The organism is Arthrobacter glacialis (assembly GCF_002909445.1).
Taxonomy (GTDB): Bacteria; Actinomycetota; Actinomycetes; order Actinomycetales; family Micrococcaceae; genus Specibacter; species Specibacter glacialis.
Window position 1 is genome coordinate 155,859 of sequence record NZ_PPXC01000007.1, and the last position, 17,643, is coordinate 173,501.

A 17,643-nucleotide genomic window follows, 5' to 3' on the forward strand; every position below is an offset into this window, starting at 1 on the left:
CGATCTTTGACGCATGGCGGGCACCAAAGGGCGTTAGCATGTCCACATGGATACCAATGGTGGCGGTGCATGGCAACAGGCGGATGTTGTAGTGGTGGGGGCCGGGCTGTCCGGCCTGGTCAGCGCCGCCGAGGCGTACAACGCCGGGCGGACGGTGCTGATCCTGGACCAGGAGCCGGAAGCTTCACTGGGCGGACAGGCCCATTGGTCCTTTGGCGGCTTGTTCCTGGTGGACTCCCCCGAGCAACGCCATCTGGGTGTCAAGGATTCCGCCGAGTTGGCCATGAGCGACTGGATGGGCTCGGCCGCCTTTGACCGGCCCGAGGATCTCTGGCCGCGACGCTGGGCGGAGGCGTACGTCAATTTTGCCGCCGGCGAGAAACGTGCCTGGCTGCATGCGCTCGGCGTGAAGTTTTTTCCCCTGGTCCAGTGGGCCGAGCGCGGCGGCTACGATGCCGCGGGCCACGGCAATTCTGTTCCGCGTTTCCATGTGGTGTGGGGCACCGGTCCCGGGATTGTGGCACCCTTCCTGAGTAAATTGGAAGAAGGTGTTGCCGCGGGACGCGTGCAGTATGCGTTCCGGCACCGGGCCACCGAGTTGATGTTCGACGCCGGAACCGTCACGGGAGTGCTCGGCGAGGTGCTGGCTGATTCAGAAGCTGCCCGTGGTGTGGCGAGCAGCCGTGAGTTTGTTGGCGGCTTCAGCGTCCAGGCCGGCGCGGTGATTGTCACGACCGGCGGCATTGGCGGCAACCATGCCATGGTGCGTGAGCAATGGCCCAACGGCACCGGGCCGGGCTACATGCTGACGGGTGTTCCGGCGTCGGTGGATGGGGAATTCCAACAGGCGGTGGCCCGCGCCGGCGGGGCCCTGATCAACACCGACAGGATGTGGCACTACCCCGAGGGCATTCACAACACCGATCCGGTGTGGCCCAATCACGGGATCAGGATCCTTTCCGGCCCGTCTCCGCTGTGGTTGGACGGGGATGGCAAGCGTCTGCCGGTGCCGCTCTTCCCCGGCTTTGATTCCCTGGGCACCCTGCGGCATCTGGAAACCACGGGGCACGACCATTCCTGGTTTGTGCTGAACAAAACCATCATCGGCAAGGAATTTGCCCTCTCCGGCTCGGAACAAAACCCGGACCTGACGGGCAAGGACGTGAAATTGCTCGCCAAGCGCGCCCTCCCCGGCGCCCCCGGCCCCGTGCAGAACTTCCTGGACCACGGCATCGACTTCCTGCAGGCCGCCACGGCCCAGGAGCTTGCCGCGAAGATGAACGCCCTGGTCGGTGTTGACTTGATTGATCCTGCGGAACTGCATGAAACGTTGTTGGCCCGGGACCGCCAGGTGGACAGCGGTTTGGGCAAGGACACCCAGCTCAACGCCATCAGGGAAGCCCGGCGCTTCGCCACGGACAAGTTGATGCGTGTGGTGCCACCCCATCCCCTGCTGGCGCCCGAGCACGGCCCGCTCATTGCGGTGCGGTTGACCACCTTGACCCGCAAGAGTTTGGGCGGGCTGACCACGGATCTGTCAGCGCGTGTTCTTGACGCTGCGGGCAACCCCATCCCGGGACTGTATGCAGCCGGTGAAGCAGCGGGGTTTGGCGGCGGTGGCATGCACGGCTACCGGTCACTGGAGGGCACCTTCCTGGGCGGCTGCCTGTTCTCCGGCCGCATTGCCGGCCGTTGTGCAGCAAGCGACGCCGGAGCGTGAGGGCTAGCGCCCCGCGGTGGCATGCGGACATTCTGGGACCCGACTACCAAGCCCTGACATTGCACTTACGCGCACGGGCAGTTCCGAGCAAAGACGGCAATGACATCGCGGCAACACCTGGGGACAGCACCGCCCCGGCCCAGTCCAGCCCCGCTGAGACGGCGGAGGGGGAACCGGTACCTGTTTCCTACCGGGCAACCTTGGTCCGGCACCGGCCAGCCAGGCGGCAGGGAGGGGAGACGCCGTCGCCCCCTGCCACCAAGCCTGCCGTATTGTTCATTCACGGCTGGAGCGACTACTTCTACAACACCGGTCTGGCCGAGTTCTTCACCGGCCATGGCTATTCCTTCTACGCCTTGGACCTGCACAATCACGGGCGCAGCCTGACCTCCCACGAATTGGGCGGCTATGTTGCCGATTTAGCCGATTACGACGCCGAGATCCTCGCCGCCCACGCCGTCATTGCCCAGGAAATTTCCGGTAGTTCCGTCACGTCTGGCACAGCAGGCGGCAACGTGCCGATCCTGTTGATGGGCCACTCCACGGGAGGATTGATCGCCACCCTCTGGGCGCATCACCACCCGGGTTTGGTGAGCCATCTGATTCTCAACAGCCCTTGGCTGGAAATTCAGGGCGGTGCTGCCATCAGGCGTGCAGCCACTCCCTTGGTGCAGCTGGCGGATCTTCGTCCGCTCATGCGGATGCGGGTGCCCGAACGTTCGTTTTACTGGCGGGGCATCAGCGATGAGGCCTATGGCGAATGGCCAGTGGATAAGAAACTCCGCCCACCGCACGCCTTCCCGGTCCGGGCGGGCTGGATGAAGGCGATCCTGGCTGCGCAACAGGAAGTGGCTGCAGGGTTGAAACTGCCCATGCCGGTGCTGGTGCTGCTGTCCACCAAGAGCATGCTGGGGCCCATTTGGAGCGATGCCATGCTCCGCGCCGATGTGGTTCTGGACGTGCGCTCCCTGGCACTGAGGACGCTGTCGCTGGGCAACAGCGTCACGCTGGAACGGCTGGAGGGAGCCCTGCATGAGGTGCTCCTCTCCCCCCAGCCCGTGCGCGATGACGGCTATGCCCGCATGGAGCGCTGGCTGCGCGGCTATGTGGGCCAGTAGTTAAGCCTTGGCGGCGTCGACGGCGCCGCCGTAGCGCCTGTCCCGGCGCGCGTATTCATCCACGGCAGCCCACAGGGTGGTCCTGTCCACGTCCGGCCACATGGTGTTCATGAAGACAAACTCCGCATAGGCGGACTGCCACAACAAGAAGTTGGACAGGCGCTGTTCCCCGCTTGAACGCAGGAACAGGTCAACGTCGGGAACGTCTGGCACATACATGTACTTCTGCACGGTCTTCTCATTCACGGACTTGGGGCTCAGTTTGCCCGCCGCAACATCCGCGGCCAGGGCGGAAACGGCGTCGGCAATTTCGGCACGGCCACCGTAGTTAACACACATGGTCAAAGTGATGACGTCATTGTCCTTGGTGTGTTCCTGGGCTTCCTCGAGCTCGCGGATCACCGATCCCCACAGCTTGGGCCGCCGCCCGGCCCAGCGAATCCGCACACCCCAGGCATCGAGTTGGTCGCGCTGGCGACGTAGCACATCCTTGTTAAAACCCATCAGGAACCGGATTTCCTCCGGGGACCGCTTCCAGTTTTCGGTGGAGAACGCGTAGACGCTTACGTACTTGATGCCCATTTCAATGGCACCGGCCATGACGTCCAGCAGCGCCGGTTCGCCAGCTTTATGGCCCTCTATCCGGGGCAGCCCGCGCTCATTGGCCCAGCGACCGTTGCCATCCATGACAATGGCCACGTGCTCCGGAACCAACTCCCTGGGAATGTCCGGCATGGCGGCCCCTCCCGCATGGGGCCACGGTGCCACAACCTGGGGTTTGGACTTGCTGCGGCTGCTCTTGAGCCCGCTGCTGTTGAGTCCGCTGCGCTTCATTGCCATATTTTTATACACGCTCCACGAGTTTCAGGGAACGCACTGTGCGTTCCAAATGCCATTGCACATAGCCGGCAACCAGCCCGGCTGCTTCACGGCGGTGAATGTTTATTGAGGCATCAGCCCCTGGCCAATCCCCACTCAGGAGCTGGCCCAGGAGTTTCATCGTTTCAGGTGCAGGAGCCGGCGAGCCCGGAGGCCGGCAGTCATGGCACACGGCCCCGCCCAGCGCGGCGTTGAACGCCCCATGCGGGCCGGGTTCACCGCAGCGGGAGCAATCGGTAAAGCTGGGGGCCCAGCCGGCAATTGAAACCGCCCGCAACAAGTATGAATCCAGGATCAATTGTGAGGCGTGGGCGCCTCGGCTCAGTGACGACAGGGCGCCCACCAGGAGCAGATAGTGGGCCGTGGAGGTTTCCCCGTCAACATCTGTGAGGCGCTCAGCCGTTTCGGTCATGGCCGCGGCCACAACATATCTGTCGTAGTTGGCGGCAATGGCGTCCCCATAGCTGGCCTTGGCAACAGCCTGGGTCACAATGTCCAAGGACCGTCCCTTAACCAGTTGCAGATCCGCCACCATGAAGGGTTCCAGCCGGGCGCCGAACTTGCTGCTGGTTCGCCGCACACCCTTGGCCACGGCACGCAACTGGCCATGGTGGTGTGTCAGCAGGGTGATGATCCTGTCGGCTTCACCCAACTTGTGGGTGCGCAAAATAACGGCGTCATCCCTGTAGGTGCGGGCGGCAAATGATTGATAAGACACCATCTCATTGTCCCATCATTGCCGGCGTTGGCGGCAGTGGGCGCACCGGCGGCGCCAGCTCTAGGGCACAGACGCAAAACACCCCGGCACGGACCCTAAAAAGGCGGATCCGTGCCGGGGCAACTTTGCTTAAGCTTGGGCGTCCCGAATGGCCCGGTTTACGGCGGAGATGACAGCCTTCAGGGAAGCTGTGGAGGTGTTGGCGTCGATGCCCACGCCCCACAGGACACGCTCCCCAACCGTGCATTCCACGAACGCGGCGGCGCGGGCGTCGCCACCTTCGGAGAGTGCGTGCTCGGTGTAGTCAAGTACCCGCACGTCCATGCCGTCCTCGGCCAAAATGGACAGCAGCGCGGCGATGGGACCGTTGCCGGTGCCGGTGCGTGTGTGTGTCGCACCGTCAATGTCCAGCTTGGCGGTCAGCATCATCTCGCCGTCGTCGTCAGTTGAGGTGGCGAAGGAACCGATCCGGTAGCGACCCCACTGATTGTCGCTGCCTTCGGCCGGCAGGTACTCATCCTTGAAGATGGTCCACAACAGGCCGGCGCTGACCTCGCCGCCGACAGTGTCGGTGCGCTTTTGGATGACGCCGGAGAATTCGATCTGTGCCCGGCGCGGCAGGTCCAGGCTGTGCTCGTTCTTGAGCAGGTAGGCCACACCGCCCTTGCCTGACTGGGAGTTGACGCGGATGACTGCCTCGTAGCTGCGGCCCAGGTCCTTGGGATCAACAGGCAGGTACGGCACAGCCCAGACCTGGTCACAGACGGGAACACCTGCGGCGTTCGCATCTGCTTCCAGGGCTTCCAGGCCCTTCTTGATGGCATCCTGGTGGGAGCCGGAGAAGGCCGTGAACACCAGGTCGCCACCGTAGGGTGAGCGTTCAGCCACGGGCAGCTGGTTGCAGTACTCCACCGTGCGGCGGATTTCGTCAATGTCGGAGAAGTCGATCATGGGGTCAATGCCCTGCGTGAACATGTTCAGGCCCAGGGTCACCAGGTCAACATTGCCCGTGCGTTCGCCGTTGCCAAACAGGCAACCCTCAATGCGGTCAGCCCCGGCCAGGTAGCCCAGTTCCGCCGCAGCAACGCCCGTGCCGCGGTCATTGTGGGGGTGCAGGGACAAGATGATGCCCTCGCGCGGGTGCAGGTTGCGGCTCATCCATTCGATGGAATCGGCGTAGACGTTGGGGGTTGCCATTTCAACGGTGGCCGGCAGGTTGATGATGACCTGGTTGTCGGCAGAGGCCTCAAAAATGTCGGCAATCGCGTTGCAGACGCGCAAGGCGTATTCCGGCTCGGTGCCGGTGAAGGACTCCGGCGAGTACTCGTAGGTAATGACAGTATCGCTGAGGGTTTCTTCATACTTCTTGCACAGGCGCGCACCCTGCAGGGCGATGTCCAAGATGCCGTCTTCGTCCTGCTTGAAGACAACGCGGCGCTGCAGCACCGAGGTGGAGTTGTAGAGGTGCACAATGGCTGACTTGGCGCCCACCAAGGATTCATAGGTGCGCTCGATCAGGTGCTCGCGCGCCTGCGTCAGGACCTGGATGGTGACGTCGTCAGGAATGTGGCCGCCCTCAATGAGTTGGCGCACAAAGTCAAAGTCCGTCTGTGAGGCGGAGGGGAAGCCGACTTCGATTTCCTTGTAGCCCATTTTGACCAGCAGCAGGAACATTTTCAGTTTGCGGCCCGGGCTCATGGGGTCAATCAGGGCCTGGTTGCCGTCACGCAAATCCACAGCACACCAGCGCGGAGCTTGGGTGATGACCTTGTCGGGCCAGGTGCGGTCCGGCAAATTCACGGATATCTGGTCCTGGAACGGAACGTAACGGTGGACGGGCATTCCAGAGGGCTTTTGCGCATTTCGCATTGGAGGTGACCTTAATATTGTTCAACGAAGGGTAGGCCGGCCGGGCAACACAAACACCGCAGCGAGGGTGGCCACATCCACGTCGATCAATTCAACGGGTTCAAGGCCTCGCCGCGGCAGCTAAGAAGAAGCATTCCAGTGCGCACTTTTTTACCCTAACACGGCACGTAGGATGATGGTGAACCAACTCACTATTGTGGACGCGTGAAAACGCCTCACAGCAGCCAACCCACGAAGGGGATCCGATTCACTTGAGCCACTCCGGTATCAACCTCAACAACATTGACCCGAACGTCCGCCCCCAGGATGACCTATTCGCCCACGTCAACGGTGCGTGGCTTGAGGCGGAGGTCATTCCGGAGGACCGGGCACTGACAGGCTCTTTCATCACCTTGCGGGACACTTCCGAAGCCGCCGTGAAGGCCATCATTGAACATGCCAGCACGCAGGCGGGCAATCCTGAGGCAACGGACGCCGAGCTGGCCGCCAAAATTGGTGAGCTGTATGCCGACTTCATGGATGAAGGCACCATCGAGTCCGCCGGCGCAACTCCCCTGGCCCCCCTCTTGGCGGCGATCGATGGCGCAGACTCCATTGCCGCCGTCGTGCGTCTGATGGGCGAACTGGACAGGACAGGTGGCAGCACACTTTTTGGCGCCTATGTGAACAACGACGCCGGAAATCCGGACCGCGCGCTGCTGCACCTTTTCCAGTCTGGTCTGGGACTGCCCGACGAGTCGTACTACCGTGAGGAGAAGTTTGCTCCCATTCGGGAGGCCTACGTGGCGCACGTGCAAAAGATGCTGGAGCTGGCAGGTGTTGGCGATGCCGCCGCGAAGGCCCCGCGCATCATGGCGTTGGAAACGGAGATTGCCGCCACACACTGGGACAAGGTGACCCTGCGTGATCCGCAGAAGACCTACAACCTCATGGGCAGGGACGAGGTGCTGGCCCTGTTGCCAGCACTTCAATGGTGGCTTGATGCCCTCGGCGTCAGCGCAGCACAAGGTGCGGAGCTGGTGGTTGCAACCCCCGATTTCTTCTCCGGCCAGCAGGCGCTTTTGGTTCAGGACCGTTGTGCCGATTGGCAGGCCTGGTTGAGCATGCGCACCATTTCCACCCTGGCCCCGTACCTGTCCAAGGACTTTGTGGACACCAACTTTGCCTTCTATGGCACTACGCTCAGCGGCACACCGGCCATCCGGGACCGCTGGAAGCGCGGCGTTGCCCTCGTGGAAGGTGTGTTGGGCGAGGCTGTGGGACAGCTGTACGTGGCAGAACACTTCCCGGAATCCCACAAGGCCCACATGGAAGCCCTCGTGGCTAACCTGATCGAGGCGTACCGGATCAGCATTGTGGGGCTGGCCTGGATGAGCCAGGAAACCAAGGAAAAGGCGCTGGAGAAGCTGGCCGCGTTCACCCCCAAGATCGGCTACCCGGCCAAGTGGCGCGACTATAGTGATCTGAAAATTGTGGCCGGTGATTTGCTGGGCAACATTGAGCGCAGCAACGCCTTTGAGCTGTCCCGCCAGCTCAACAAGATCGGGGCCCCCATTGACCGCGACGAATGGTTCATGACACCCCAGACCGTCAACGCCTATTACAACCCCACCATGAACGAGGTTGTTTTCCCGGCAGCCATCCTGCAGCCGCCGTTCTTTGACGCGCAGGCCGACGACGCCGCCAACTACGGTGGCATTGGCGCGGTCATTGGCCACGAAATTGGTCACGGCTTTGACGACCAGGGTTCCCAGTTTGACGGCACGGGCGCCCTGCGCAACTGGTGGAGCGATGACGACAGGACAGCCTTCGAGGCCCTGACGGCCAAGCTGGTGGAGCAGTACAACGCGCTCTCCCCCATGGCCGCCCCCGACGAGTTCGTCAACGGGGAACTGACCCTGGGTGAGAATATTGGCGACCTGGGCGGCCTTGCCATCGGCTTCAAGGCGTACCAGATCAGTCTCGACGGCGCCGAGCCGGCCGTCATTGACGGTCTCAGCGGCGCGCAGCGGTTCTTCTTCTCCTGGGCCGAATGCTGGCGTACCAAGATCCGCCGTGAGGAGGCCGTGCGTCGCCTGACGGTTGATCCGCACTCCCCCGCGGAACTTCGGTGCAACGCAGTTGTCAGCAATCTTGACGCGTTCCACGAAGCGTTCGGCACCAGCCCGGAGGACAAGATGTGGCGCGAACCGGGCGACCGCGTTTCGATCTGGTAGAACTTGAGTTAAATAACTGAGGCGTTGTTACTGCCGGTGACTACCGGCAGTAACAACGCCTCAGTTGTTATGCGCCTCAGTTGTTAAGCGCTCGACCTAGAACGTGTAGTAGTACGGGTTCACTCTCAGGCACTCGCCGCCCTGATCAGCCGTACTGGCAACAATGTCCGCCGGCACCACGATCTTGCCAAATTCAGTGCCGGAGACCCAGTCAGCGCCCACCACCAAGCTCACGCCCGAGATGGTTGGATCGGATTTCACCGCCGTTGCCGGCAGATTGAACAGCTTGGCAACATCGGCGGCAACATCAGCCATCTCGGGACCGTAGAGCACCTGTGACTCTGCCCTGGATGGTACGTCGCCCGCCTGCCATGAGCTGTTGAAGCCCGCCTGGGCCAAGGCCTGAACGATCTCCACTGTGCGTCCAACCACTGCTGAGGCGTTGGTGACGCTGACGGGTTGAATGGCCTTGTCATAAGCCGGAGCTGCTGGCGCAGCGGGCTCCGCGGTAACAGGAGCCGGTGTTGCCCCGGAAGTTTCTGCCGCAGCGGTGCTGGGTGCCGGCGTTGGCGCCGGCGTCAGGGCCTTGTCGTTGCGCAGGGCCGCGAAGAACTGGCCAGCCTCCGGCTGCTTGAGCTGCACCCGGTTGGGATCGCCCGAGTAGGCCTCATTGGGCACCGTCACAAAGGAAATCTGGGCCAAGTCAATCTTTGCCAACCTATTGGCGATGCCGATCATGGCCGGAATATTGGCCAGGCCCTCATCAATAGTCAAATTCTTGGTCACCACATCCGCCAAGTTGTACAACTGGGGCAGATTGGTCAGTGTGCCCTCGCTCTTGACCTTGCGGACCATGGAGCCGAGGAAGTATTGCTGGGCCTTGATCCGGTCCAGGTCGCTGGCATCGCCGAATGCGTGCCGCGTGCGGAGGAACGCCAAGGCCTGCTCGCCCTTGATCAGGCTCTTGCCGGCGGCCAGTTTGAGGAATGAACCGTTCACGTCGTACATGGCGTGGTCAACACACACCTCCACACCGCCCAAGGCGTTGGAGAGTTCCTTCACGGCTGTGAAGTCAGCCAGCATGAAGTGGTCAATGGTCAGGCCCGTGATGTCATTGATGGCGGCAACGGTGCAACCGGGCCCCGCATCCAGTGCTGCATTGAGTTGCCCGCTGGGCGAGCCGGGAACAATGTCACCGCCGCCGGCTGGCTTGCAGTCGGGGATGGGCACCATCAAGTCGCGCGGGAAACTTGACACGGAGACCCGGCTGTTGTCTGCGGAGATGTCCATGAGCAGCATCACATCCGATTTACCCTCACCGGCCGAGTCATCGGCAGTGCCGTAGTCGCTGTTCTTGCCGGCACGGGTATCTGTGCCCAGGATCAGAATTTGCATTGAGCCGGTATCTTCAACCGGCGACTTGGTGGAATTGGGATCGGTCAGCCCGGCGTTCAAGGGTGCCGTGGTGACATTGTTTTGCAGCTTGTAAAACAGCAACCCAGCGGTTCCTGCACCCAAGACAAGGGCGCCGGAAAGCGTCACAGCAGTAATTCGCAACCAGAGGGGTGCCTTGCGGTGCGGCCGGTAGTGCCGGCCTACCGGCTCGTCATTTTCGATCGGTTTTTTCCGTGGGGTGCCGGCAGTACTAGCTGCCCCCGATTCGGCACGGCGTCGCCCCATGTATAAACCTTTCAAGATGAACATTAACTCTGACGAGTTTAGCCGCGAATTCTGGGAGCAACCCCTACGCCACACACTGATCAGGGCAGAAGTGGCGGCCGAACGACGACCGCCACTTCACAAAGAGCTAATTAAAAACCAAGTTTAACAAGCTGTTTCGGGTCTCGCTGCCAGTCCTTGGCAACCTTGACATGCAGGTCCAAATAGATTTTGGTTCCCAGCAAAGCTTCAATGCCCTTGCGCGCATTGGTGCCCACTTCACGCAACCTGGCGCCACCTTTGCCAATAATGATGGCCTTCTGCGAGGGTCGCTCCACATAGAGGTTAACGCGCACATCCAACATGGGGTTATCTTCGCTGCGTCCCTCACGGGGGATGATCTCCTCGACCACAACTGCCAGGGAGTGCGGCAGTTCATCGCGCACACCCTCCAAGGCGGCTTCACGAATCAGCTCCGCCACCATGACAGCCTCAGGCTCGTCCGTGAGTTCGCCATCCGGGTACAAGGCCGGGGACAGCGGCAAGTATTCGGCAAAGACGGTGGCCAGCGTGTTGACCTGGAAGTCTTCAACGGCAGAGACGGGCACGACGGCGGCGAAGCCCCTTTCGCCGATGACCTCGCGGCCCAGCTTCTCAACAGCAATGAGCTGGTCCGTCACCGCTTGGCGGTCCACCGTGTCAGTTTTGGTCACGATCGCGATGACCGGCTTGTTGCCGCCCACTTGACCCAACTGGGTGGCAATGAAACGGTCGCCGGGGCCAATCTTTTCATTGGCAGGCAGGCAGAACCCAATAACATCAACCTCTGAGAGAGTGTCCGCCACCAGGTCATTGAGGCGCTTTCCCAACAGGGTGCGCGGCCTGTGCAGCCCTGGAGTGTCCACCAAAACCAGCTGGAACGTGTCCCGGTGCACAATTCCGCGAATCGTGTGGCGGGTGGTCTGTGGCTTGGCGGAGGTGATGGCAACCTTTTGTCCCACCAATGCGTTGGTCAACGTGGACTTGCCAGCGTTGGGGCGTCCCGCAAGAACAGCAAAACCTGCCCGGAACCCCTCACCCTTGGCTTCAATTAAGGCTAACTTGCCTTTGGACTTACTCATGATCACTCCTGTGGTCTTGCTGGGTGGGGTTGGCAGCCGCCGCTGTGCCGCCGTCGTGCTTGAATTTTGTTACATACTGACTGCTAATACTGCCATTGTGGGCCGGTTCCACGACGCTGGCAATGACATGGCTGACGCGGTTGCGTGATGCTTCCATGCGATCGGCCACCAACAGGATGCCGTTAACGTCAACGCTGCTGCCCAGGGAAGGGATCTTGCCAAGATGCTTGGCCAGGAACCCGCCCACGGTGTCCACCTCGTCGTCGTCGATGTCCTTGCCGAACAGTTCGCCCAGTTCATCAACAGCCATGCGGGCACTGATCCGGTACTTGTTTTCGCCAAGCTTTTGCACCTCTGGGGAGACCAAGTCATATTCATCGGCGATCTCGCCAACAATTTCCTCGATCAAATCCTCCAAGGTGACAAGTCCGGCTGTTCCACCGTACTCATCAACCACAATGGCCACGTGGGTGGATTCCTGTTGGAGTTCCTTGAGCAGGTCATCCACCGGCTTGGATTCGGGCACATAGCGCACGCTGCGGGCCAATTGGTCCACCCGGGGGCGGGCGTCAGCGACAGAGTGCCGGTAGAGGCTGGCCACCAAGTCCTTCAGGTACAAGATGCCCAGAATGTGGTCACTGCTCTCACCAATAACCGGGATGCGGGAGAACCCCGAGGCCAGGAATGCTTCCAACGCCTCTTCCAGGGTGGCGTCCTGTTCAATGCTCAGGATGTCAGTGCGTGGCACCATGACGGCACGGACCATTGTCTCGCCCAAGTCAAAAACGCTGTGGATCAGGTCAGCTTCACTATCCTCGATCATCTCAGACTCACTGGCGCGGTCAACGAACTCACGGAATTCCTCCTCGCTGACAAAGGATTCATCCCTCGTGGGTGCGTCCTTGGAGAACAGGGCACCCACCCGGATGAGCCAATGCGGCACCGGTCCCAAAATGCGAGTCAGGAAATGTACCAGCCAGGCGGTGCGGCCCACCAGCGAGGTGGCGTAGAGCCGGCCCAATCGGCGCGGTGAAACACCCACCATCACGAAGCCAAGCACTGCCATGACCCCCGTGGCCACCAGCCCGGCCAACCATTCGTTGCCCAGCAGTCGGACCAGGAAAAGCGCTACGGCAATGGCGGCCGCCATCTCGCACCAGACCCGCCAAAAACGCAGGGCGTTCAGGTGTGCCATGGGATCGGCAAGGATTTTCAACAGGGACGTGCCACGCCCATGGGCGGCCACGGTTTCGGCGTCGTGGCGGGGAAAGAAGTTCAGCGCTGATTCAATCGCGGACAGCAAAGCCGCGATGGCCATGAAAACCAAGCCCATGACCGGCAAAACAACAAGCATCACTTCATTGTCTCCCGGGGGGCTTCCTTGCCCAGGAAGCTGGAGAGCAGCTCACGCTGAATCCCAAACATCTCTTCCTTTTCCTCCGGTTCACGGTGGTCGTAACCCATCAGGTGCAGCATGCCGTGCGTTGTCAGCAACAGCAATTCTTCTTCCATGGAATGGCCAGCAGTAACGGCCTGCTCCTGGGCAACCACGGGGCACAAAACAATGTCGCCCAGAAGTCCGGCGGGGGTAGGTGCAGCGGCACTGCCGGGGCGAAGTTCATCCATGGGGAAGGAGAGAACATCTGTGGGCCCGGGTTCATCCATCCACTCAATGTGAAGTTTTTCCATAGTGTCCACGTCGGCCAAGATAATGGACACCTCCGTTTGGGGGTGGATAAACATGGCAGTGAGGATGTGCTTGACGAGCTTGATCAGCTCTTCCTGGCGCACGTCCACACCTGATTCATTGTTGATTTCGATGCTCATCTGGAGGTGCTTTCCTTGGCTTTTGGGGGGCTGGGTTGGGTTTCATCCCAGGAGTTGTAGGCGCTGACTATGGCGCCCACCAGGCGGTGCCGGACTACGTCCTCGGCATCCAGGAGGGCAAAGTGAATGTCATCCACGCCCTCCAAAATTTCTTTCACGACACGCAGCCCCGACTTGCTTCCGGCCGGGAGGTCCACCTGCGTGATGTCTCCTGTGACAACAATTCGGGAACCAAATCCCAGCCGTGTCAGGAACATCTTCATTTGTTGGGGTGTGGTGTTTTGGGCCTCATCCAAAATGATGAAGGCGTCGTTAAGCGTGCGTCCGCGCATGTAGGCCAGCGGTGCCACTTCAATGGTGCCGGCAGCCATGAGGCGTTGAATGGTCTCTGGATCCATCATCTCGTGCAGGGCGTCATAGAGAGGGCGCAGATACGGATCAATCTTGTCGTTCAAGGTTCCTGGCAGGAAGCCTAGACGCTCCCCCGCCTCCACGGCCGGGCGCGTGAGTATGATGCGGCTGACATCCTTGCGCTGCAGGGCTTGGACAGCCTTGGCCATGGCCAAGTAGGTTTTGCCTGTTCCGGCCGGCCCAATCCCGAAGACCACCGTGTTCCTGTCAATGGCATCAACATAGAGCTTTTGATTGGCAGTCTTGGGGCGAATGGTCCGCCCCCGGCTGGAGAGGATGTCATAGCTGAGAATATCCACCACGGAAGAATCCGGGCGGGTCTTGAGCATGGTCACCAACTGCTCCCACACACTGGCACTCATGGGGCTGTTGTGCGCCACCATGCCCCGGGCTTCCTCCATGAGGTGCATGATCCGCGGCACCATGGCCGCAGGCCCTGTAATGGAAAGAACGTTTCCACGGGCAAGAAAACTCACTTGGGGGTAAAGGGATTCAACAACGCGCAGGCCCTCATCCTCGGCACCCAACGCCGCCACCATTTGCTCAGTGGAGTGAAAATGCACCACTTCGGTGCGTGTTCCGTCAACGGAATGCGGAAAGTGCCGCCCCGGACCCTCATCAGGATAAGAATCGTGGCGGTGCGCTGTTGTCTCTGCCATAATTTCGGCCTTCCTAGCCTGAAATCGCTCCTCGAGTTTGCCGGTGGTCACCACCGAATTTCGTGCCGCTTATACCTGTTACTGATTCTAATGCACAGCCCCAACAACGCGGCCCATAACCTCAGTGATGCTTGATCACATTTTTGTGCCATATGTCGGGAAAAGTATTTCGATACGGTTTCAGTTCGCTCCACAGGGCCATAAACCGGACATCGGGGTTCCCTGTTGTGCCAAGCTTGAACAGGTCCAAGGAACTGTGGGGAACCTTGACTCAGCCCCGTTCAGGGACGGTCGTGAGAACGTACCGCCCTCCACATACCAACAGACCAGCGAGACAGTTCCCCATGGCCTCACCCTCCACCGCCCTGCCAGGACGCCACGGCGCGCCCGGTTCCGGGGCCCGTCGGGAACGCCGCGCCAGCAGACGTTTCCCCGCGGTGGACGGCCTGGCCATCATTGGCCTTTCCTTGACACTGGCACTGACGGGTTGCACGGAGAAGATCAGTGAGCAGGACGATGTCACGATGCCCACAAGCACTGGCTCGACCGCCTCAACACTGGTGACAAGTGCTCCCTTGGAGACGGCCACAGCCGCGCAAACACTTCCTGTCTATTGGCTGGGGCGCAGCAACGACGACGTGTTTTTGTTCCGGGAGTTCTTCCCCACGGCTGCAACCGACGACCCCATTGTCGCCGCGTTGCACACCATGATGAGCGCCAAACCCAGCGACCAGGACTATTTTTCGCTGTGGAACACACCGAGCCGGCTTGGGGCGTCCGTTTCCGCCAAGAACGTGATTACCCTTGACGTCTCGGCCGATGCCTTTGGGCAAAAAATGGATCAGGGAATCGCCGACCGCTCCGTGTCCCAGCTGGTGTACACCGCCACGGCGGCTGCTGCCATGGCCGGACTCATTGATGCCTCCAGCGCTGTGCAGGTCACCGTCCTTGTTGACGGACATACTGGTTTCAACGCTTTTGGCCACGTGCCGCTGGACAAACCTCTGACCCGCAATCCGGCATTTGTTGCGCCCGTCTGGATCATTGACCCCGCCAACGGTTCCACCTACCGCACCCTTCCGCTGAAGGTCAAAGGCCAGGGCGTCTCGCCTACGGGAACCCTTGCCTGGTCGTTGTCCCATGTGAAGGGCGGCGAAGTCTCCGACACTTATATGACCGGTACCGTGTCCATACCTCAGGGCCCCAACGAACTGGGGGAATTCAACTTCAACCTTGTTCCCCCGCCAGGCAGCTACCAGCTGTCCGTCTACATTGTGGACCCGCTGGTGCCGGGGCGGCAGCTCGGTTTGGACAACAAGATCGTCACCATCAGCCAACCCTAAAGAGCAGCAAGCTGTGGGAGCGGTTGTTGGGCCCACGCGCCCGAGGGTCCCCTAAGTCCAGACGCGCCAGCGGCTGCACTTAGGGAGGGCGTGGGTGGATCCGCAACCGCGAGGGCCCCGCGGCGAGCTTGCGAGCTGTGGGAGCGGTTGTGGCCTACCAGCGGCCCAGTTCTTGGCTGAGCAGTACCACTGCGGCCGGTCCGGCCGTGGAGGATCTCAACACGTGATGACCCAACAGGGCGGTCTGCGCCCCTGCTTGGCGGAACGCGTGCACCTCTGCGTCGCTCATGCCGCCTTCCGGGCCCACGATCATCAGAAGCTGCAAGGGTGCGGGCGATTCTGTGGGCGCCTGTGCAGCCGTCCAGGCACGAGCCACCACAGCCAGTGATTCGGTGGCGTCTTCATGCAGGATCAGGGCGAGGTCGGCCGCCTTGATCAGTTCGCAGATGCCGGCGGTACCGACCAGCGCACCGACCTGTGGAATGGTGGCCCGACGGGCTTGTTTGGCCGCGGCAGCAACCACCTGGCGCCACTTCTCCGGGCCCTTGACTGCCTTGTCCATTTTCCATCGCACAATGGATCGCTCAGCTTGCCACGGAACTACGGCATCAATTCCCAGCTCGGTGGCGGTTTCGATGGCCAGTTCATCCCTGTCCCCCTTGGCCAGCGCCTGAATCAGCGTGAACTGAACGTTGTGCGCGGGTTCGGCCATAACGGCAGCAACCTCAACGTTCAGCACACCCTTCTCGGCTCCGGTGACTGAACAGACAAGACGCAACCCTGCGCCGTCGCACACGTCAACGGGCTCACCGACAGTGAGCCGCTTGACGGTGACGGCATGTTTGCCCTCGGCACCATCCAAGGAAAACGTGGCACCCGGGCCGAGACCGGCAAGTTCGGCGGGCGTGGCATAGAAGACAGGGTTGCTCATGGGCGTTAGAGGTTGCCGAGCTTGTCGCGGAGTTTGGCGAACATGCCGCCGCTGGAGACCAGCTTGCCTTCGGTGAATGTTTCACCGCGCAAGGCGGCCAGCTGCTTCAGGAGCTCCTCCTGGGCGGCGTCCACCTTGGTGGGTGTTTCCACATGGATGTGCACCTTGAGATCGCCGCGGCCAAAGCCGCGCAGATGGGTCACACCCAGGCTGCGCAAGTTGATGATCTCCCCGGCCTGGGCTCCCGGCTTGATGCTGATGGGCTGTTCGCCGTCGAAGGTTTCAAAGGTCAGCTCAGTGCCCAACGCAGCAGCCGTCATGGGCACGCTGAGGGTGGCGTGCAGGTCATCGCCTTCGCGCAGGAAGTTGGGGTCGTTGTTGACCTTCATCTCCACGTAGAGGTCACCCGCCGGTCCACCAGCCGGACCGGCCTCGCCCTGGTGAGCCAACTGAATGCGGGTGCCTGTGCTGACGCCTGCCGGGACCTTGATGGTGAAGCTGCGGCGGTCACGCACGCGGCCCTCACCCATGCACTCGTTGCATGGGTCAATGATCATGGTGCCAAAGCCCTGGCAGGAGTTGCAGGTGGCCAGCGTCATGACATTGCCCAGGATGGAGCGCACGGGGCGCTGGATCTGGCCGCTGCCGTGGCAAACATCGCACGTGGTGGGTGAAGTGCCCGGACGGCAGCAGCTGCCCTCACAGGTGCCACAAGTGATGGCCGTGTCAATTTCGAGTTTCTTGTTGACGCCGAACACTGCCTCTTTCAAGTCAATGCGGACAGTGATGAGGGCATCCTGGCCGCGTCGCATGCGCGACGCCGGACCACGCCCACCACCGCCTCCACTGCCGCCAAAGAACGTCTCGAAGATGTCCTGGAAGGCGAAACCCTGGCCGTCAAAGTTGCCGCCACCGCCACCGTTGTCATTGCCGTTCTCATTGCCCGTGGTGTCATAGACCCGCCGCTTTTGCGGGTCGGAGAGGACCTCGTAGGCGTGTGTCACAGCCTTGAATCGGTCCTGGGCATCCGGGGCGTCATTGACGTCGGGGTGGAGCTTACGCGCCAGCTTGCGGTAAGCCTTCTTGATCTCCTCGGCGGTCGCGTCGCGGGCGACGCCCAATGAATCGTAGTGATTGCTCAAAGTGTTGCTCTCTTTAGTGGAATCGGTGGC

The 17,643-nt window shown here is 61.3% G+C and carries 14 protein-coding genes; 4 read left to right on the top strand and 10 right to left on the bottom strand.

Translation table 11 applies throughout. The features are described from left to right. Positions 1-46 precede the first annotated feature (46 nt). On the top strand, positions 47-1,720 hold the full coding sequence (locus CVS27_RS10965; protein ID WP_103465771.1) for an FAD-binding dehydrogenase: 1,674 nt from the start codon (positions 47-49) through the stop codon (positions 1,718-1,720). Then, positions 1,717-2,838, top strand: a complete 1,122-nt coding sequence (locus CVS27_RS10970; protein WP_165788294.1) for an alpha/beta hydrolase — start codon at positions 1,717-1,719, stop codon at positions 2,836-2,838. Before CVS27_RS10965 ends, CVS27_RS10970 begins: the two co-directional genes overlap by 4 nt. On the opposite strand, the gene CVS27_RS10975 is transcribed toward CVS27_RS10970, so the two are convergent. The 3 genes from CVS27_RS10975 to leuA form a co-directional block, all read right to left on the bottom strand. Next, complete coding sequence (locus tag CVS27_RS10975) at positions 2,839-3,672, bottom strand: isoprenyl transferase (RefSeq protein WP_370739502.1); 834 nt, start codon at positions 3,670-3,672, stop codon at positions 2,839-2,841. 10 nt (positions 3,673-3,682) lie between these two features. Continuing rightward, a complete protein-coding gene (recO, locus tag CVS27_RS10980) occupies positions 3,683-4,435 on the bottom strand; it encodes a DNA repair protein RecO (protein ID WP_103465855.1) in 753 nt (250 codons plus the stop codon). A 129-nt stretch (positions 4,436-4,564) separates the two neighbouring features. Beyond that, positions 4,565-6,304 (bottom strand): 2-isopropylmalate synthase, encoded by a 1,740-nt coding sequence (gene leuA, locus CVS27_RS10985; protein WP_103465774.1) that lies wholly within the window; start codon positions 6,302-6,304, stop codon positions 4,565-4,567. 251 nt (positions 6,305-6,555) lie between these two features. Between leuA and CVS27_RS10990 the strand changes: the two genes are divergently transcribed. Next, entirely contained in the window at positions 6,556-8,520 is a 1,965-nt protein-coding gene (locus CVS27_RS10990) for a M13 family metallopeptidase (RefSeq protein WP_103465775.1), read from the top strand. A 96-nt stretch (positions 8,521-8,616) separates the two neighbouring features. On the opposite strand, the gene CVS27_RS10995 is transcribed toward CVS27_RS10990, so the two are convergent. The 5 genes from CVS27_RS10995 to CVS27_RS11015 form a co-directional block, all read right to left on the bottom strand. Beyond that, positions 8,617-10,200 (bottom strand): LCP family protein, encoded by a 1,584-nt coding sequence (locus CVS27_RS10995; protein ID WP_103465776.1) that lies wholly within the window; start codon positions 10,198-10,200, stop codon positions 8,617-8,619. A gap of 131 nt (positions 10,201-10,331) precedes the next feature. Continuing rightward, positions 10,332-11,300 carry a GTPase Era gene (gene era, locus CVS27_RS11000; protein WP_103465777.1) on the bottom strand — a complete coding sequence of 323 codons (969 nt, stop codon included), beginning with the start codon at positions 11,298-11,300 and terminating at the stop codon, positions 10,332-10,334. Continuing rightward, positions 11,293-12,657: a hemolysin family protein gene (locus CVS27_RS11005; protein ID WP_103465778.1), complete on the bottom strand. Its 1,365-nt coding sequence runs from the start codon at positions 12,655-12,657 to the stop codon at positions 11,293-11,295. The genes era and CVS27_RS11005 overlap by 8 nt, the downstream gene beginning before the upstream one ends. Then, positions 12,654-13,127, bottom strand: coding sequence for an rRNA maturation RNase YbeY (gene ybeY, locus CVS27_RS11010; protein ID WP_103465779.1), 474 nt, complete (start codon positions 13,125-13,127; stop codon positions 12,654-12,656). Before ybeY ends, CVS27_RS11005 begins: the two co-directional genes overlap by 4 nt. Further along, positions 13,124-14,197: a PhoH family protein gene (locus CVS27_RS11015; protein ID WP_103465780.1), complete on the bottom strand. Its 1,074-nt coding sequence runs from the start codon at positions 14,195-14,197 to the stop codon at positions 13,124-13,126. The genes ybeY and CVS27_RS11015 overlap by 4 nt, the downstream gene beginning before the upstream one ends. Before the next feature lie 344 nt (positions 14,198-14,541). Here CVS27_RS11015 and CVS27_RS11020 point away from each other — a divergent pair, with 344 nt between their 5' ends. Continuing rightward, positions 14,542-15,540: a GerMN domain-containing protein gene (locus CVS27_RS11020; protein ID WP_103465781.1), complete on the top strand. Its 999-nt coding sequence runs from the start codon at positions 14,542-14,544 to the stop codon at positions 15,538-15,540. A gap of 154 nt (positions 15,541-15,694) precedes the next feature. Here CVS27_RS11020 and CVS27_RS11025 read toward each other — a convergent pair whose 3' ends face one another. Both CVS27_RS11025 and dnaJ read right to left on the bottom strand, forming a co-directional pair. Next, complete coding sequence (locus CVS27_RS11025) at positions 15,695-16,471, bottom strand: 16S rRNA (uracil(1498)-N(3))-methyltransferase (RefSeq protein ID WP_103465782.1); 777 nt, start codon at positions 16,469-16,471, stop codon at positions 15,695-15,697. Between the two features lie 5 nt (positions 16,472-16,476). Continuing rightward, positions 16,477-17,613 carry a molecular chaperone DnaJ gene (gene dnaJ, locus CVS27_RS11030; RefSeq protein ID WP_103465783.1) on the bottom strand — a complete coding sequence of 379 codons (1,137 nt, stop codon included), beginning with the start codon at positions 17,611-17,613 and terminating at the stop codon, positions 16,477-16,479. Positions 17,614-17,643 lie beyond the last annotated feature (30 nt).